The organism is Tenacibaculum sp. MAR_2009_124 (genome assembly GCF_900105455.1).
GTDB lineage: Bacteria > Bacteroidota > Bacteroidia > Flavobacteriales > Flavobacteriaceae > Polaribacter.
The window spans coordinates 502,362-519,704 of record NZ_FNSF01000007.1; the positions used below are offsets into that span (position 1 = coordinate 502,362).

At 34.7% G+C, this 17,343-nt stretch carries 13 protein-coding genes; 3 read left to right on the forward strand and 10 right to left on the reverse strand.

The genetic code is table 11. From position 1 onward, the window contains the following. Positions 1–37: 37 nt before the first annotated feature. On the reverse strand, positions 38–271 hold the full coding sequence (locus BLW23_RS19095) for a hypothetical protein (protein WP_143032230.1): 234 nt from the start codon (positions 269–271) through the stop codon (positions 38–40). On the opposite strand from BLW23_RS19095, the gene BLW23_RS19100 reads away from it, so the two are divergent. Genes BLW23_RS19100 through BLW23_RS19110 form a run of 3 tightly spaced genes read left to right on the forward strand, consistent with a single transcriptional unit; the run spans position 261 to position 8,704 of the window. Beyond that, entirely contained in the window at positions 261–5,603 is a 5,343-nt protein-coding gene (locus tag BLW23_RS19100) for a T9SS type B sorting domain-containing protein (RefSeq protein WP_093672871.1), read from the forward strand. The genes BLW23_RS19095 and BLW23_RS19100 overlap by 11 nt on opposite strands. A gap of 30 nt (positions 5,604–5,633) precedes the next feature. Then, positions 5,634–6,557: a PorP/SprF family type IX secretion system membrane protein gene (locus BLW23_RS19105; protein WP_093672873.1), complete on the forward strand. Its 924-nt coding sequence runs from the start codon at positions 5,634–5,636 to the stop codon at positions 6,555–6,557. A gap of 11 nt (positions 6,558–6,568) precedes the next feature. Next, a complete protein-coding gene (locus BLW23_RS19110) occupies positions 6,569–8,704 on the forward strand; it encodes an OmpA family protein (RefSeq protein WP_093672875.1) in 2,136 nt (711 codons plus the stop codon). 173 nt (positions 8,705–8,877) lie between these two features. On the opposite strand, the gene BLW23_RS19115 is transcribed toward BLW23_RS19110, so the two are convergent. The 9 genes from BLW23_RS19115 to BLW23_RS19155 form a co-directional block, all read right to left on the reverse strand. Continuing rightward, on the reverse strand, positions 8,878–10,074 hold the full coding sequence (locus tag BLW23_RS19115; protein ID WP_093667472.1) for an IS256 family transposase: 1,197 nt from the start codon (positions 10,072–10,074) through the stop codon (positions 8,878–8,880). A 178-nt stretch (positions 10,075–10,252) separates the two neighbouring features. Then, complete coding sequence (locus BLW23_RS23780) at positions 10,253–10,450, reverse strand: hypothetical protein (RefSeq protein ID WP_093672877.1); 198 nt, start codon at positions 10,448–10,450, stop codon at positions 10,253–10,255. Positions 10,451–10,560: 110 nt separating this feature from the next. Beyond that, positions 10,561–10,827 (reverse strand): hypothetical protein, encoded by a 267-nt coding sequence (locus BLW23_RS19125; RefSeq protein ID WP_093672879.1) that lies wholly within the window; start codon positions 10,825–10,827, stop codon positions 10,561–10,563. Positions 10,828–10,918: 91 nt separating this feature from the next. Then, positions 10,919–11,611, reverse strand: coding sequence for an HAD family hydrolase (locus tag BLW23_RS19130; RefSeq protein WP_093672881.1), 693 nt, complete (start codon positions 11,609–11,611; stop codon positions 10,919–10,921). Beyond that, positions 11,608–12,345: a 3-deoxy-manno-octulosonate cytidylyltransferase gene (gene kdsB / locus BLW23_RS19135; RefSeq protein ID WP_093672883.1), complete on the reverse strand. Its 738-nt coding sequence runs from the start codon at positions 12,343–12,345 to the stop codon at positions 11,608–11,610. The genes BLW23_RS19130 and kdsB overlap by 4 nt, the downstream gene beginning before the upstream one ends. A gap of 113 nt (positions 12,346–12,458) precedes the next feature. Next, the gene (locus BLW23_RS19140; RefSeq protein ID WP_093672885.1) at positions 12,459–13,580 is read right to left on the reverse strand and encodes an energy transducer TonB; all 1,122 of its coding nucleotides are present in this window, start codon (positions 13,578–13,580) and stop codon (positions 12,459–12,461) included. A 365-nt stretch (positions 13,581–13,945) separates the two neighbouring features. Next, the gene (locus BLW23_RS19145) at positions 13,946–14,614 is read right to left on the reverse strand and encodes an energy transducer TonB (RefSeq protein WP_093672888.1); all 669 of its coding nucleotides are present in this window, start codon (positions 14,612–14,614) and stop codon (positions 13,946–13,948) included. A 180-nt stretch (positions 14,615–14,794) separates the two neighbouring features. Next, a complete protein-coding gene (locus BLW23_RS19150; protein WP_093672890.1) occupies positions 14,795–15,724 on the reverse strand; it encodes a peptidylprolyl isomerase in 930 nt (309 codons plus the stop codon). A gap of 24 nt (positions 15,725–15,748) precedes the next feature. Further along, positions 15,749–17,314, reverse strand: a complete 1,566-nt coding sequence (locus tag BLW23_RS19155; protein WP_255362839.1) for a hypothetical protein — start codon at positions 17,312–17,314, stop codon at positions 15,749–15,751. Positions 17,315–17,343: the final 29 nt, after the last annotated feature.

The following is a 17,343-nucleotide window of genomic DNA, read 5'->3' on the forward strand; positions in this document are numbered from 1 at the left end:
CCAATGCACCATCAGTACCAACAGTAGCAAGCACAGTTCAACCGACATGCGGAGTACCAACAGGAAGTATAGTATTTGCAACACAAGCAGGAGTAGCATATAGTATCGGAGGAGCTTTCCAAGCAAGTGAGACTTTCACAGGAGTAGCGCCAGGAACGTATACCTTAACGGTAAGAAGCACCACAGATAACACATGTACTAGGGATGCAGCTTCAACGGTAACAATTGATGCTGTACCCAATGCACCATCAGTACCAACAGTGGCAAGCACAGTTCAACCGACATGTGGAGTACCAACAGGAAGTATAGTATTTGCAACACAAGCAGGTGTAGCATATAGTATCGGAGGAGCTTTCCAAGCAAGTGAGACTTTCACAGGAGTAGCGCCAGGAACGTATACCTTAACGGTAAGAAGCACCACAGATAACACATGTACTAGGGATGCAGCTTCAACGGTAACAATTGATGCTGTACCCAATGCACCATCAGTACCAACAGTGGCAAGCACAGTTCAACCGACATGTGGAGTACCAACAGGAAGTATAGTATTTGCAACACAAGCAGGTGTAGCATATAGTATCGGAGGAGCTTTCCAAGCAAGTGAGACTTTCACAGGAGTAGCGCCAGGAACATATACCTTAACGGTAAGAAGCACCACAGATAACACATGTACTAGGGATGCAGCTTCAACGGTAACAATTGATGCTGTACCCAATGCACCATCAGTACCAACAGTAGCAAGCACAGTTCAACCGACATGTGGAGTACCAACAGGAAGTATAGTATTTGCAACACAAGCAGGTGTAGCATATAGTATCGGAGGAGCTTTCCAAGCAAGTGAGACTTTCACAGGAGTAGCGCCAGGAACGTATACCTTAACGGTAAGAAGCATCACAGATAACACATGTACTAGAGATGCAGCTTCAACGGTAACAATTGATGCTGTACCCAATGCACCATCAGTACCAACAATGGCAAGCACAGTTCAACCGACATGTGGAGTACCAACAGGAAGTATTGTATTTGCAACACAAGCAGGTGTAGCATATAGTATCGGAGGAGCTTTCCAAGCAAGTGAGACTTTCACAGGAGTAGCGCCAGGAACATATACCTTAACGGTAAGAAGCATCACAGATAACACATGTACTAGGGATGCAGCTTCAACGGTAACAATTAATGCTGTACCCAATGCACCATCAGTACCAACAGTGGCAAACACAGTTCAACCGACATGTGCAGTACCAACAGGAAGTATTGTATTTGCAACACAAGCAGGTGTAGCATATAGTATCGGAGGAGCTTTCCAAGCAAGTGAGACTTTCACAGGAGTAGCGCCAGGAACATATACCTTAACGGTAAGAAGCACCACAGATAATACATGTACTAGGGATGCAGCTTCAACGGTAACAATTGATGCTGTACCCAATGCACCATCAGTACCAACAGTAGCAAGCACAGTTCAACCGACATGTGGAGTACCAACAGGAAGTATTGTATTTGCAACACAAGCAGGTGTAGCATATAGTATCGGAGGAGCTTTCCAAGCAAGTGAGACTTTCACAGGAGTAGCGCCAGGAACGTATACTTTAACGGTAAGAAGCACTACAGATAACACATGTACTAGGGATGCAGCTTCAACGGTAACAATTAATGCTGTACCCAATGCACCATCAGTACCAACAGTAGCAAGCACAGTTCAACCGACATGTGGAGTACCAACAGGAAGTATTGTATTTGCAACACAAGCAGGTGTAGCATATAGTATCGGAGGAGCTTTCCAAGCAAGTGGGACTTTCACAGGAGTAGCGCCAGGAACATATACCTTAACGGTAAGAAGCACCACAGATAACACATGTACTAGGGATGCAGCTTCAACGGTAACAATTAATGCTGTACCCAATGCACCATCAGTACCAACAGTAGCAAGCACAGTTCAACCGACATGCGGAGTACCAACAGGAAGTATAGTATTTTCAACACAAGCAGGTGTAGCATATAGTATCGGAGGAGCTTTCCAAGCAAGTGAGACTTTCACAGCAGTAGCGCCAGGAACGTATACCTTAACGGTAAGAAGCACTACAGATAACACATGTACTAGAGATGCAGCTTCAACGGTAACAATTGATGCTGTACCCAATGCACCATCAGTACCAACAGTGGCAAGCACAGTTCAACCGACATGTGGAGTACCAACAGGAAGTATAGTATTTGCAACACAAGCAGGAGTAGCATATAGTATCGGAGGAGCTTTCCAAGCAAGTGAGACTTTCACAGGAGTAGCGCCAGGAACGTATACCTTAACGGTAAGAAGCATCACAGATAACACATGTACTAGAGATGCAGCTTCAACGGTAACAATTAATGCTGTACCCAATGCACCATCAGTACCAACAATGGCAAGCACAGTTCAACCGACATGTGGAGTACCAACAGGAAGTATTGTATTTGCAACACAAGCAGGTGTAGCATATAGTATCGGAGGAGCTTTCCAAGCAAGTGAGACTTTCACAGGAGTAGCGCCAGGAACATATACCTTAACGGTAAGAAGCATCACAGATAACACATGTACTAGGGATGCAGCTTCAACGGTAACAATTAATGCTGTACCCAATGCACCATCAGTACCAACAGTGGCAAACACAGTTCAACCGACATGTGCAGTACCAACAGGAAGTATTGTATTTGCAACACAAGCAGGTGTAGCATATAGTATCGGAGGAGCTTTCCAAGCAAGTGAGACTTTCACAGGAGTAGCACCAGGAACATATACCTTAACGGTAAGAAGCACCACAGATAATACATGTACTAGGGATGCAGCTTCAACGGTAACAATTAATGCTGTACCAACTGATTGTTTGGATACAGACGGAGATGGTATTTTGGATTCAGTGGATGTTGATGATGATAATGATGGTATTCCAGATGTTAACGAAGGTATAATGGATACGGATAATGATGGAGTTATGGATAGTTTAGATTTAGACAGTGATAATGACGGGATATTAGATGTAGATGAAGGAGGAAATGGAGATTTTGATACTAATGGAGATGGTAAGATAGATGTCAACGATATAGGTTATTCTGATACAAATAATGACGGTCAATCGGATGCCTCAGTTGATGTTGAAGAAGAGCCAGATAGAGATGGAGATGGAGTACCAAATTATCAAGATTTGGATAGTGATAACGATGGTATTAATGATGTAATTGAAGATGAAAATATCGATGTTAATAACGATGGTATCGCTGATGGACCGGATTCTGATGGAGATGGTATTGTCGACTCAGTAGATGCTGATGATTCTATCTTTGGTGAAGGAGTTTCGGGAGAGCCAGATAACACAGATAATGATTCCGATGGATATCCAGATTATTTAGATTTGGATAGTGATGATGACGGGATCAATGATGTTGTTGAAGGAGGAAATGATGATATTGATGGTAACGGACTAGTAGATGGATCAGATACGGATGGAGATGGTATTCTAAATGCAGTAGATGAAGATTCCGAAAATTTTGGAGATGCTGGAAATACTGATTCTAATGACACAGATCCTGCAGACCCAAATAGTGGAGGAGAAGGAACAGTAAGTGATTCAGGAGTTGATTCTGATGGAGATGGTATTCCAGATAGTGAAGATGGATTTGATGGGTATGGAGATAATGGATTAGATACAGATGGAGATGGTATACCTGATAGCATTGACGTTGATGATGATAACGACGGAATTCCAGATGTTAAAGAAGGTACAGTGGATACGGATAATGATGGAATTATTGATAGTTTAGACTTAGATAGTGATAATGATGGAATATTAGATGTAGATGAAGGAGGAAACGGAGACTTGGATACTAATGGAGATGGTAAGATAGATGTCAACGATATAGGTTATTCTGATACAAATAATGACGGTCAATCGGATGCCTCAGTTGATGTTGAAGAAGAGCCAGATAGAGATGGAGATGGAGTACCAAATTATCAAGATTTGGATAGTGATAACGACGGTATTAATGATGTAATTGAAGATGAAAATATCGATGTTAATAACGATGGTATCGCTGATGGACCGGATTCTGATGGAGATGGTATTGTCGACTCAGTAGATGCTGATGATTCTACCTTTGGAGAAGGAGTTTCGGGAGAGCCAGATAACACAGATAGTGATTCCGATGGAGTGCCAAATTATTTAGATTTAGATAGTGATGATGATGGAGTTAATGATGTCGTAGAAGGAGGGAATGATGATAGTGATGGAAATGGATTGGTAGATGGTCCTGATTCCGATGGAGATGGTATTTTGGATACTGTAGATGAAGATCCAAGTAATTTCGGAGATACAGGAAATTCAGGTTCTAATGATACCGATCCTATTGATCCTGATAATGGAGGAGTCGGAACTGTTGATGATTCGGGAGTAGATAGCGATGGGGATGGTATTGCAGATAGTGAAGATGGATTCGATGGATTTGGTGATAATGGAACCGACACAGATGGAGACGGAATAGAGGATGATGTAGATGTTGATGACGATAACGACGGAATTCCAGATGTTAACGAAGGTACAGTGGATACGGATAATGATGGAATTATTGATAGTTTAGATTTAGATAGTGATAATGATGGAATATTAGATGTAGATGAAGGAGGAAACGGAGACTTAGATACGAACGGAGATGGTATGATTGATGCGAATGATATCGGATATTCAGACTCAAATTCTGATGGTCAAGCAGATGCTTCAGTTGATTCAGAAGAAGAACCAGACAAAGATGGAGATGGAGTTCCGAATTATCAAGATTTAGATAGTGATAACGATGGTATTAACGATGTAATTGAAGATGAAAACATCGATGTTAATAATGATGGTATTGCTGATGGATCTGATTCCGATGGAGATGGTATTGTCGACTCAGTAGATGCTTATGATTCTAACTTTGGAGAAGGAGTTTCGGGAGAGCCAGATAATACAGATAGCGATTCTGACGGACAACCAGATTATTTAGATTTAGATAGTGATGATGACGGAGTTAATGATGTTGTTGAAGGAGGAAATGATGATAGTGATGGAAACGGATTGGTAGATGGTCCTGATACTGATGGAGATGGTATTTTGGATATTGTTGATCAAGATGTTGACAATTTCGGAGATGCTAACAATTCTGATATTAATGACACAGACCCTACAGATCCAAATAGTGGAGGAAATGGTGCAGTAGAAGATAGTGGTAATGATTCTGACGGAGATGGTATTCCTGATAGTGTCGATGGTCTTGATGGATTTGGTGACGCAGTTGATTTAGATTCATGTGTAATGGTTTACAACAACTTTAGTCCAAATGGAGACGGTGTAAATGATTATTTGAAGATTGATTGTATCGAAAATTTCCCAAATAACTCAATTGAAATCTTTAATAGATGGGGAAATACTGTCTTTAAAAAAGAAAAATACACTAATAATGAGTTAGTTGCATTTAAAGGTGTATCGGAAGGAAGAGCCAATATAAAAGTAGATAGTAAGCTACCCGTTGGTACATATTTTTATATCTTAGACCTCGGAAATGGGAGGGAAATAAAGAAAGGTTGGATATATATAAATAGGTAGTTTACAATAGAATAATTAAGAAGTTTTAAAATGAAATTATTTTCAAAATTAATCTGTTTCATAGCTGTTTGTTTAGTAACAAATAGCTATGGACAACAAGATCCTCAATTTACTCAATATATGTTTAACACAATGAGTGTAAATCCAGCCTATGCAGGGTCAAGAGGGCATACGGTTATTACTGCTTTAGCAAGAACGCAATGGGTCGGTTTTGACGGAGCACCAGATACCCAAAACTTAAGTTATGATTCTCCTATTGGTTTCGCAGGACTAGGATTAGGAGTCAATTTAGTAAACGATAAAATAGGCCCTTCTAGTGAGGTATATTTTGATGCGAATGTTTCTTATTCTGTTAAAACCGGTGAAAAAGGAGATTTGGCATTTGGATTAAGACTTGGAGGAAGGTTTTTGAATATTGATTGGACTAAAGGAAATGTGGTTGAAGATGAAAGTCTATTCCAAAACAACATAAATGGAAGGTTTTTACCAACAATTGGAGCAGGGGTGTATTATCATAAAGAAAAATGGTATATGGGATTATCGGTACCTAATTTTTTAAGGTCAGAACATTATGATGCTAATTTAGGAAGTCAAGGTATAACAGCCGTTGAACGAATGCATTTTTTCTTTATTACTGGTTACGTATTCGATTTAAATGAAAGTATTAAGTTTAAGCCTGCAGCTTTGTTAAAAGGTGTTTCAGGAGCTCCATTATCATTAGACATTTCTGCTAACTTTTTATTCAATGATAAATTTAGAACAGGAATAGCTTGGAGATGGGATGATTCTATAAGCGCTCTTTTAGGTTTTCAAGCCACAGATTCACTTTTAATTGGATATGCATATGATTTAACAACTTCGAACTACAATGTGGTAAATTCAGGAACGCATGAAGTTATGTTGAAATATGAAATATTAAATCCATTGAAATATAGATCACCAAGATTCTTTTAAAAAACAGACTAATGAAATTACGAGGGAAAAGTTTATTGTTGTTAGCGGCATTAAGTTTTATAAAAATATCGGCACAAAGCAAGAGAGTAGCAGATAGATATTTTGAAGAGTTTTCATATGTTCAATCGGCAGAGCTTTACAAAGCAATAGTTGTTGAAAAAGGAGATTCATCCAAACATGTACTAAGTCGCTTAGCGGATTCTTATTACAATAATGCAAATACAACTGAAGCACTAGATTGGTATGAGTTGTTGGTGAAGAAATATAAAAGTGATCTTTCTGACAAATATCTTTTCAGATATGCTCAAGTATTAAGAAGTAATGGAAACTATAAGAAGTCGGATTCTATCTTTTTGCAACTAGCTGACAAAGGAGGAAAGAATAATCGTACGACTGAATTGGAGAATAAAAATTATTTACTAGACTATTCTAACAATGAAGATCAAAGAATAGGTGTAAGAAATTTGAAATTAAATACGCATTATTCTGAATATGGAGGCTTCCTATTAAATGGTTATGCTTATTTTACTTCTTCTGCACCTAAAGGGGATAAAAAACAGAAACTTTATAAGTGGAATAATCAACCATTTTTAAATATTTATAAGGCCAAGGAAAGTATAGAATCATTAGAATCTAATGTTAAAGATACGATATTGGAACTTTATGATAAGAAAATTTTACCAACACCTATTACGACTAAATATCATGAAGGTAAACCTGTTTTTACTAAAGATGGGAAAACTATGTATTTTACCCGTAATAATTTCGACGGTAAAAAAGTTAGTAGGGATAGAAGACGATCAGTTAACTTAAAAATATATAAGTCAAGATTAATAAATGGTGAATGGTCTAAGGTGCAAGAGTTACCTTTTAATAGTGATGACTATTCTGTAGGACATCCAGCTTTAAGTTCCGATGAAAAGAAATTATACTTTGTTTCCAACATGCCTGGTGGCTTTGGAGGAAGTGATGTTTACTCAGTTAATATAATTGATATTGATAAATATAGCACCCCTGTTAATTTAGGAAAACAAGTAAATACCTCTGATAATGAGAAGTTCCCTTTTGTTGGAGAAGATGGAACGTTATATTTTTCTTCGAATGGTCATTTAGGCTTTGGATTATTAGATATTTTCCAAACAAAAAGACAAAATGATTCTACGTATTCAAAAGCAATTAATTTAGGTGAGCCTTTTAACAGTAAAAAGGATGATTTTGCATTCTATATTGATGATATTGGAAAAAAGGGATTTTTTACATCTAACAGAAAAGGTGGTAAGGGAGATGATGATATTTATAGTTTTTATATATATCAGGATGTATGTGAAAAGGAAATATCAGGTACAGTTGTAGATGCCAAGTTTGGGGAAATTATTGTTGGGGCTAATTTGAAGTTAATAAATTCAGAGGGTAATTTAATCAATGAGGTGATATCGGATGAGAACGGGAAGTATTCGTTTAAAAAGGTACCCTGTGATTTAGCTTTTACAATAGCAGGTAGTAAATTTGATCATAAATCTGATAAAATCGCGGTGAACACTAAAAATAAGGATATTGATGTTGTAAAAGCGGATTTGAAATTAATACCGTTGATTATTGGTGATCAAATTGTAATTAACCCTATTTATTTCGATTTTAACAAATCTGAAATTAGAGAAGATGCTCAATACGAGTTAGAGAATATTATTACAGTGATGAAAAATCACCCGCAAATTGTTATTAAAATTGAAGCTCATACTGATAGTAGGGGTAATGATCTTTATAATAAAAAGCTATCGGATAGACGCGCTAAAGCGACTAGAGATTATATTGTTTCAAGAGGAATAGACAAAAAAAGAATTGAAAAAGCAATTGGATATGGTGAGGAGAAATTACTTAATAATTGTACCAATGCTAGAAGAAATAAATGTACAGAAAAAGAGCATCAGGTAAACAGAAGATCATATTTTTTCATTGTTAAAGGGAAGGAGTTTATTAAGGCGAAACAAAAGGCAGAAATTATTAAAATGAAAAGAAGAATGAGCAGAAAGAATAGTTATTTGTTCTTCTTAAGAAATAATTTTAAAAAAGGAAAAAATAATAATAACGACAATAAATGTATTGTTGGAGAAAATTGCGATGATGATGAATCTCCAAATAAGATGTAAAAAATAGACACTATCTGGTAAAGTGTGTAATAAAATTTATATGAAAGGGTTTAGCTTAGCGAAGTTGAACCCTTTCGACTTTAATAAGTGTATTCAATTTTATTGATCGTTTGATAAAGGAACTGACACTATCCTAAAAAGTGTGTAAGTTCAAAATATCAGGGTTAGGTTATTTATAGCCTAATCCTTTTTTCAAATATAGCTAAAAATTGATTTAGAATTATGCCCCAATTTCTAATGGGCATTGTCCACTTTTTAGTACTTTCTCTTAAAGCTAAATATACCGATTTGATAACAGCGTCATCTGTCGGGAAAGAGAGTTTGTTTTTAGTGTATTTGCGTATTTTCCCATTAAGATTTTCAATAAGATTAGTGGTGTAAATAATAGTTCTTATTTCAATTGGAAAATCGAAGAAAACAGTGAGTTCATCCCAGTTGTTTTCCCAACTTTTAATAGCATACGAATATTTAGCTTCCCATTTATTTTTAAAATCTTTTAAAGCAGCCTTTGCGGCTTCTTTAGTTGGAGCTGTATAGATTTGCTTCATATCTTTAGTAAACTCTTTTTTATCTTTCCAAACCACGTATCTACAAGAGTTTCTAATCTGATGTACTACACATATTTGTGTGGTAGAATTAGGAAACACTGTCTTTATAGTATCTGTAAATCCGTTTAAATTATCGGTTGCAGTAATCAGTATATCTTGCGTTCCTCTGGCCTTAATATCAGTCAAAACACTCATCCAAAAAGCAGCTGATTCATTTTTACCTAACCACAAACCTAGTACTTCCTTTTTACCGTCGGATCTAAGGCCTACAGCTATGTATATAGTTTTGTTAATAACCTTAGAGTTCTCTCTAACCTTGAAAACAATTCCATCCATCCAAACGATTAAATAAGTAGCTTCTAAAGGTCTATTTTTCCATGCTACAATGTCATTAGTAATGCTATCTGTGATTCTTGAAATCGTTGAAGTAGAGATGTTAAAGTCATATAGCTCTCGGATTTGCTCCTCTATATCAGAAGCACTCATTCCCTTAGCATACAAAGAGATGATAAGATTTTCAACACCATCTGTAGTACTTTCTCTTTTCTTTACCAACATAGGATTAAAAGATCCTTCACGGTCTCTTGGGACTTCTATTTCTGTTTCTCCTAAAGTTGTTTTTAACTTCTTCTTTGAATAGCCATTTCGAGAATTAGAGTTAGTGCTCTTTTGATGTTTCTCGTAATCTAAATGAGCTGATAACTCTCCTTCTAAAATCTTTTCAACTCCTCGTTTGTGAAGTTGTTCTATAAAGCTAGTTAACTCTGAGCCATCTTTAAATTGTTTTAGAAATTCGCCGTTTAATAAATCTTCTGGTTTCATAAATGTGTAAAAATTAAAGTTAATGAATAAAAAAATCTCGGGGTTGAATTCAACCCCGAGATTTTAAAACTTACACAGTTTATGAAATACTGCCAAGGAACTTTTCTTGTATAAGAATTTTATGTCAAAAAAAAAACTCCGAACAGCAATGTTCGGAGTTTCGTCATGTAAAAATGTTTTATTTTTTTACTATCGCCATACAAAAGTATAGTTCTGGTCTTGTAGCTGTAAATTCTCTGAGCCAAATTTTTAATTCGTTTATCTCGTGAGGTAAAAGTCTTGTTAAAGCTTTCTCTAGTTCCTTACAAAATAATTCAGAGTTGAAACTAACTTTTTTGAGTATAGTTTTCGTGTACTCATACATAGCTCTTGCCATATCTTAGGGGATTTGAGTTAATTTTCGCATGTTCTAATTTACAAAAAAATACGAACTTAATTGTTAAAGTTGACCAAAAAAAAATCTGACCAATGTCAGATTTTAAGAAATTATAAGTTATTTGCTCTTTCGAGCAGTGCTACAGCTTTACTTTCAAGTTCCTTACTAAGGGTTTTAAAGTAACTTTTAGCATTTTCAACATCATTACTATTTACCTTATTTAATAGATCGTCATATGCGTTATATGCATCGTCAAGTATTGCGTTAGAGGCTGTCATATCCTCACTAGGATTCTTCTTTTGCCAGTCATCACAAATAGTAGCAATTGCTCCTAAGGTATAGTTGATATCTTTTTTTAAGTTTTTAATACTTGCCATAATTTTATTTTTTGGCAAATTTAAAGGTTTTCTCCTTATCCAGAATAAGAAAATATTTAAAATTATAGTATCAATAAGTTAAATAAGAGATCTATATATAATTTAATAGATGTTTAATGCTTTTTATAGTAATATAATCCTCATTAATAGAGTTTGAATTTACCTCTTCATATTGCCAAGTAGTATGAAAGGGAACATGAATTGCTTGCGCTCCAATGTTAAGAATCGGAAGAACATCAGATTTTAATGAATTTCCAATCATTAAAAAATCTTTGGGCTTAATATCTAAGTGCTTTAAAAGTTTTGTATAATCTTCTTCTTTTTTCTCACTCATTACTTCAATATGATGGAAGTATTGAAGTATCCCTGACTTTTTAAGTTTCTTTTCTTGATCTAATAGATCTCCTTTTGTAGCAACAATTAGTTTATATTTTTTGCTTAGGCTTTGCAATACACTTTCAACATTATCTAAAACAACAACAGGTTTGTCGAGCATATCTTTACCAATGTCAATAATTTTAGATAGAATTTCACTAGGTAGATTTCCATTGGATATCTCAAGAGCACATTCCATCATTGATAGAACGAATCCCTTAATACCATAGCCATACAATGGAAGGTTTTTAATTTCTTTTTTGAATAATTCTTGATGAATTTTATTTTCGGTCTCGTAATTAGATAATAAGGAAGCAAATTCGTTTTCTGCTTCTCTAAAATAGGTTTCGTTAACCCATAAGGTATCGTCTGCATCAAAAGCTACGACTTTAACGTTGTTCCTTATCATGGTTGTTTCTTTATAAATTGAATTGCTTTTTCCAGATCGTCAGGAGTATCAATACCAATACTTTCAACAGAAGTTTCTATCATTTTAATTTTTTTACCCACCTCTAAATAACGGATACACTCTATTTTCTCACTCATTTCAAGTGGAGTCATAGGAGTATTGTAGAAATCAATTAATGCGGATTTTCTAAAAGCATATACTCCTTTGTGTTTATAATAATTCGTATTGGAGGTTTTATCTCTCAAATTTGGAATTACACTGCGAGAAAAGTATAAAGCGAAACCATAATTGTCCGTGATTACCTTGACATTATTTGGGTTTTTAATTTCTTTACTATCGGTTAGTTTAACTTTCAAAGATGCGAGATCAATGTTATTGTCATTATCTTTTTCAAATACATCGATTAGTTTTTTTAAGGACTCGGTGTCTATAAAGGGCTCATCACCTTGAACGTTAATAACGATATCTACATCCATATCTTCAACAGCCTCGGCTATTCTATCAGAACCGCAGTCATGTTCTTTTTTACTCATAATTACGTTACCACCTGAAGTAATTAATGAATCTTTTATAATATCAGAATCCGTTACAACATATACGCTGTCAAAAAGTTGTGAATTTACAGCTGCTTTATATGTTTTTACTATTACAGGCTCGCCACCCAAATCTTTCATTAATTTACCAGGAAATCTTGTAGCGTCATACCTTGCGGGTATCATTGCAATTATTTTCATGCTTTTAATTTTGTCAAACAAATATACTATTTAATGTTAAATAGTATGATTACAAAAAGAAAAGGTCAGAATATGAATTCTGACCTTTTTAATATTATTGAACTAAATAAAAGTTAGTTTAATTTAAAGTTTATTGGAATAGTGTATTGAACATTTGCAAATTTCCCATCGTGTTTACCAGGAATAAAATCTGGTAATTTAGATACCATTCTCTGGGCTTCTATTTCTAAAAGTTCACCATTCTTAGGGCCTCTCATTTTTATGTTTTTAACTTTTCCTTGAGAGTTGATTACAAAAGTAACCCAAACTTTTCCTTCAATGTTTTCTCTTGCTGCAGCAGAAGGATAATGGAAGTTCCTTTGAATATGACTAATCATTCTTTCATTGAAACAGTTTAACTTATCAAAATCTGAAGCGTTAGAACATGCTTTGAATTGAGGAATAGATTGAACCTTATTGAATTTTACTACGTTTGTAAAAACTTCCTCTTTAACAGTTGGAGCCGCTTTTTTAGCTCTTACTGGTTTTCTCTTCGCTACAGTTGTTCTTCTTTTTGAACCAGGAACTCTAAAAGTAATAGGAATACCATATTTTACTTTTACAGATTTTCCGTTATGTTTTCCAGGAACGAATTTTGGTAACTCTTCAATTAATCTTTTAGCTTCACCTTCTAGTAATTCTCCACCTTTAGGACCACGAAGTCTTATATCTTCAACATCTCCAAGCTGGTTAATCGTAAATTGAGCTAAAACTCTTCCTTCAATACCTTTGTTTAATGCTTGTTCAGGATAATTAAAATGTCTTAAAATATGTTTTGACATTTGTTGGTCGAAACATTTAGCTTGTTTGATTAAAGGTTCGTTCTCACATTTTTTAAATAATGGAATTTCTTCTACTAAATTAAATGGAATCTTTTCAAGCATTTCACCTGAATCCTCTAATTCTAATTTTCCTACAAGTAAAGTTGTTTTTTTAACGTTTGCCACTTGATGAGAACTATTTTTGTCCCCTAAAGCTACGGCTGCTTTATTCTTACGAACTACACGTCTTCTTGTAGAAACTTCGATTGAAACTTGCTTTTTGGCGTTACCATCAGCATCTTTAACCTCTTCTACAGCACATTTAGTTATACTGTTTGGATCAGCAATACCCTCATCTGGAGTATCACAGTGCTCTTGCGCTATTGTTGTAAATGACAACGATATAGCTAAAATCAACAAGGGGAATCTCATCATAATCTTGCTTAATTTAGGGGTTAGTAAATTAAATTAATATTGTAAACCTAAGAAAATTAAATTTAAAATCAAAAAAATAGACAATATTTTTTTCAGTTAAAACCTTGTTTTATCACTTGCTAACAAGAATAACTTCAAAATTTTTAAGTTTAACTTTCCTAGTAGTTAGACGCAAAAATAAAAAAAAATTACACATATCATAATTTTTTTTTGTTGATTTTTAGTTAGTTAGGTTACGGGTTTCCGTAAAAACTACAAAACAATTTAAATTTAAAGAATGTGTTTTGTACTATTTAATTGAAATAATTGATTTTAGAGTTTTAAATAGTTAAACACTTATGAATAGTTGTTTTTTAGTTAGTTTTTTAGTCTAAAGTTAGGTTTATTGGAAAGACATACGTAACATTAACAGGTAAGCCATTCACTTTGCCTGGTTTAATTAAGGGGAGTTTTGAGAAAATACATTTTATCTCATTATATAGCTTCTTACTTTTCTTTTTACTTCGTACTTCTATATTATCAACCTTACCATTTATTTTTATATCGAATTTGATAATAACTTTACCCGATATTTCATCTTCAGCTATATTTCCAGGAGTGAAATTTTTTGCGAAGTGTTTTTGTATTTTGTCTCTAAAGCATTTAGTGTTTTCTTCTTTGCCTTTGTCAATACATGTTGTGAATAAAGGAGTTTCATCAACAACATTGAAGAGTATTGTGTTTGATTTTAACTTATTTGATTTAAAAGACTTCGTAACTGAAATAGTTGTTTTCAAATCATTACTAGGGCTTAAGGTTGAATTAAGATCATTAGGGTTGGTCTTAAATCTTTTAGTAATTCTTTTTCTCGAAACATTTTTATTTTTAATTATTTTCCGAGATCTTTTTTTCTTTGTTTTATTTTCTACTTCACACTTACTTAGAGAAAGGCTATTTGGGTCAATAATTTCTTCCTTAGGTGAATCGCAAACTTTTTGAGCGGAAGCAGCAATAGATAGTAAGAAAATTGTTACGGATAAGAGGGTTGTTTTCATATTTCTGTGGGGTTAAACTACGTCACAAAAATCTTGCATTTCTTCCGTTTTTACCTTAAAAGAATATCATAACTCTATTAAATAAACTTTTCTTTAATGTTATCAATATTATCTAAATGTTAATCTGAAAATAAACTAAAAAAAGCTCCATTATTGGAGCTCTTTCTTGAATGTTTTGATTTACTTAACGTTAACAAGTTCAACGTCGAATATAAGAGTTGCATCGGGTGGAATAACCCCTCCTGCACCGTTAGGACCATAACCTAAGTTTGAAGGAATAACTAATCTGGCTTTATCACCAACATGTAATAATTGAATACCTTCATCCCATCCAGGAATAACTTGTCCAACTCCAATAGCGAATTCAATAGGTTGTTTTCTTTTGTATGAAGAATCGAATACAGTACCATCAATTAATTGACCTTTATAGTGCACTGATACAGTAGAACCTTTTGATGGAGTTTGACCATCTCCTTTTTGTAAGATTTTATAACGCAATCCACTTGGAGTTTCATCATATCCAGCTGCAACTTCATCAAGTAACTTACCTTGACGTTCTTTCTCTTCAGCTTCTCTTTTTTCACGAGCTCCTTCAAAAGTTCTAAAAGCTTCAACAGCATTAAAGTTTTGGGCGTCATCACCAACACGAACTATTTCTAATTGCATGTCGTCATCTTGTGCGATAGCGTCAACAACATCTTGTCCTTCAATAACACTTCCAAAAACAGTATGCTTTCCATCTAACCAAGGAGTGGCAACGTGTGTAATGAAAAACTGAGAACCATTAGTTCCTGGGCCAGCATTAGCCATTGAAAGTTTTCCAGGAGCATCATGTTTTAACTCAGGGTGAATTTCATCATCGAATTTATAACCTGGATTACCAGTACCAGTACCTAAAGGACACCCTCCTTGAACCATAAAATCAGGAATTACTCTATGGAATTTTAATCCATTATAATATGGCGTTCCTTGAGGCTTTGCCGAGTTTTCTAAATTACCTTCAGCTAAAGCAACAAAGTTACCTACTGTTCCTGGTGTTTTTTCATATTCTAAGTTCACTAGAATAGCTCCTTTAGGAGTCGTGAACTTTGCGTAAATTCCGTTATTCATTTGTTAGGTTTTTTATCTATTTATTTATTTCGAAGAGGATAAACTCGCAAAATTGAAGTTTAATCCAATGTTTATATTTGTTGAGCTAACTTCACCAAAAGGGGCGTAAAATTTACCTCCTGAGGCAGTCAACGAAAAATTATTACTTACGTTATAGTTAATACCTGCAGTAGGTCTAACAACAATTCCTTCACCAGTATCTACACCAGCGCCACCAGCAGCTCCACCAGCCATTTCTACAAAAAGGTTTACTTTATTACTTAAGAAATTATTTGTTTTAATACCGAACCCAGCTAATCCATGAGCGTATCCACCTGATCTTCCACTATAGGCAAAACCAGCTTCTCCTAAAACATAGAAGTTTTTAGTTAAATCGTAATTAAATTGTAAACCAATTAATTGTAAATCTACACTAAGAATATTGTCTCTATCATCTGTTTTTGCAACATTAAAGTACGACTGGTTTTCAATACTGAAAACAATTCCATTGGTTTTGAATACCGAATTATTATCATTTTCATTAGTTCCGCCATTACTACCTAAATACTTAATTCCAAAACCATATGTGTATGCTTCTAAATCTCCAGCAATAGCTTTGTAATATCCTGCATGAGTACTTAGAGCAAGATGGTTCGAAAGTTTTAAGTCAATTCCTGCAGAAGGATATATCATTAAACCTCCTTCTGGTGCAACTCGACCTCCAGCGGCACCAATACCTAGTTTAGTAAAGAGATTTATTGAATTGGATTTATAAGGATGATAACCAGCTCCGAAAAATAAATCCATAAACCCAGCTCTTAAACCTTTATAAATGGCATCAGTATGAGCAAATACAAAAGTGTTTTCACTTAAGTATTTTTGATACTCAAAACCTAATACATATAAAGTTTCAGTTAGTGGAGCTCCATTATCTTTCTTCGAATTTCGAATGGGGTTAAAAAAGTCGAAACGTAATTGCTGTACATTTTTTACAGCAGGCTGTTTCCAAAAACTATCTTCTCGGAGATTATTGTTTATAAATTCTTTATGAGCTAAATTATAATCAGAGAATCTTAAAATACTTGGAATTTCAACGAAGAAAGAAACTGAATTACTTTTCATTTCACCAGAATAGAAATTTACATGACTGTATTGTACTCCGAATGAATATCCTTTTTTCTTGTATTGTAATCCCATATTAGGATTAATAAAGCCGCCATCATTAACCAAATAACGATATCCACCACCACCACCAAAATGGAAATTAGCATCGAAGTATAAATTTTTATACAACCTTTTATTAATACCTAATTCTATTCCTAACGTAAATAAACCTCCTTGATCTCCGGTAACGGCAGCATACATTCCTGCTCCTGTATACAACCAATCGTTTAATGGAATGTTATAATGCAATCCCATCATTCCCATAGTAGGTTTTAAACTAGGGAACTTTTGGTTAGGCATATTCACCGGGATAAAGTTTAACCTAACCTTATTATTTAATTCTCTCCCTACCAGATTGTTAAGGTCGTTTTGAGCTTTCAAAACTGTTTGAATACATAGTATTGCTCCAATAAGTAATGTGAGGCGAGAAGTTAAATGTCGTTTCATGATTATTTTGTGGTTCTAAATATTGGATA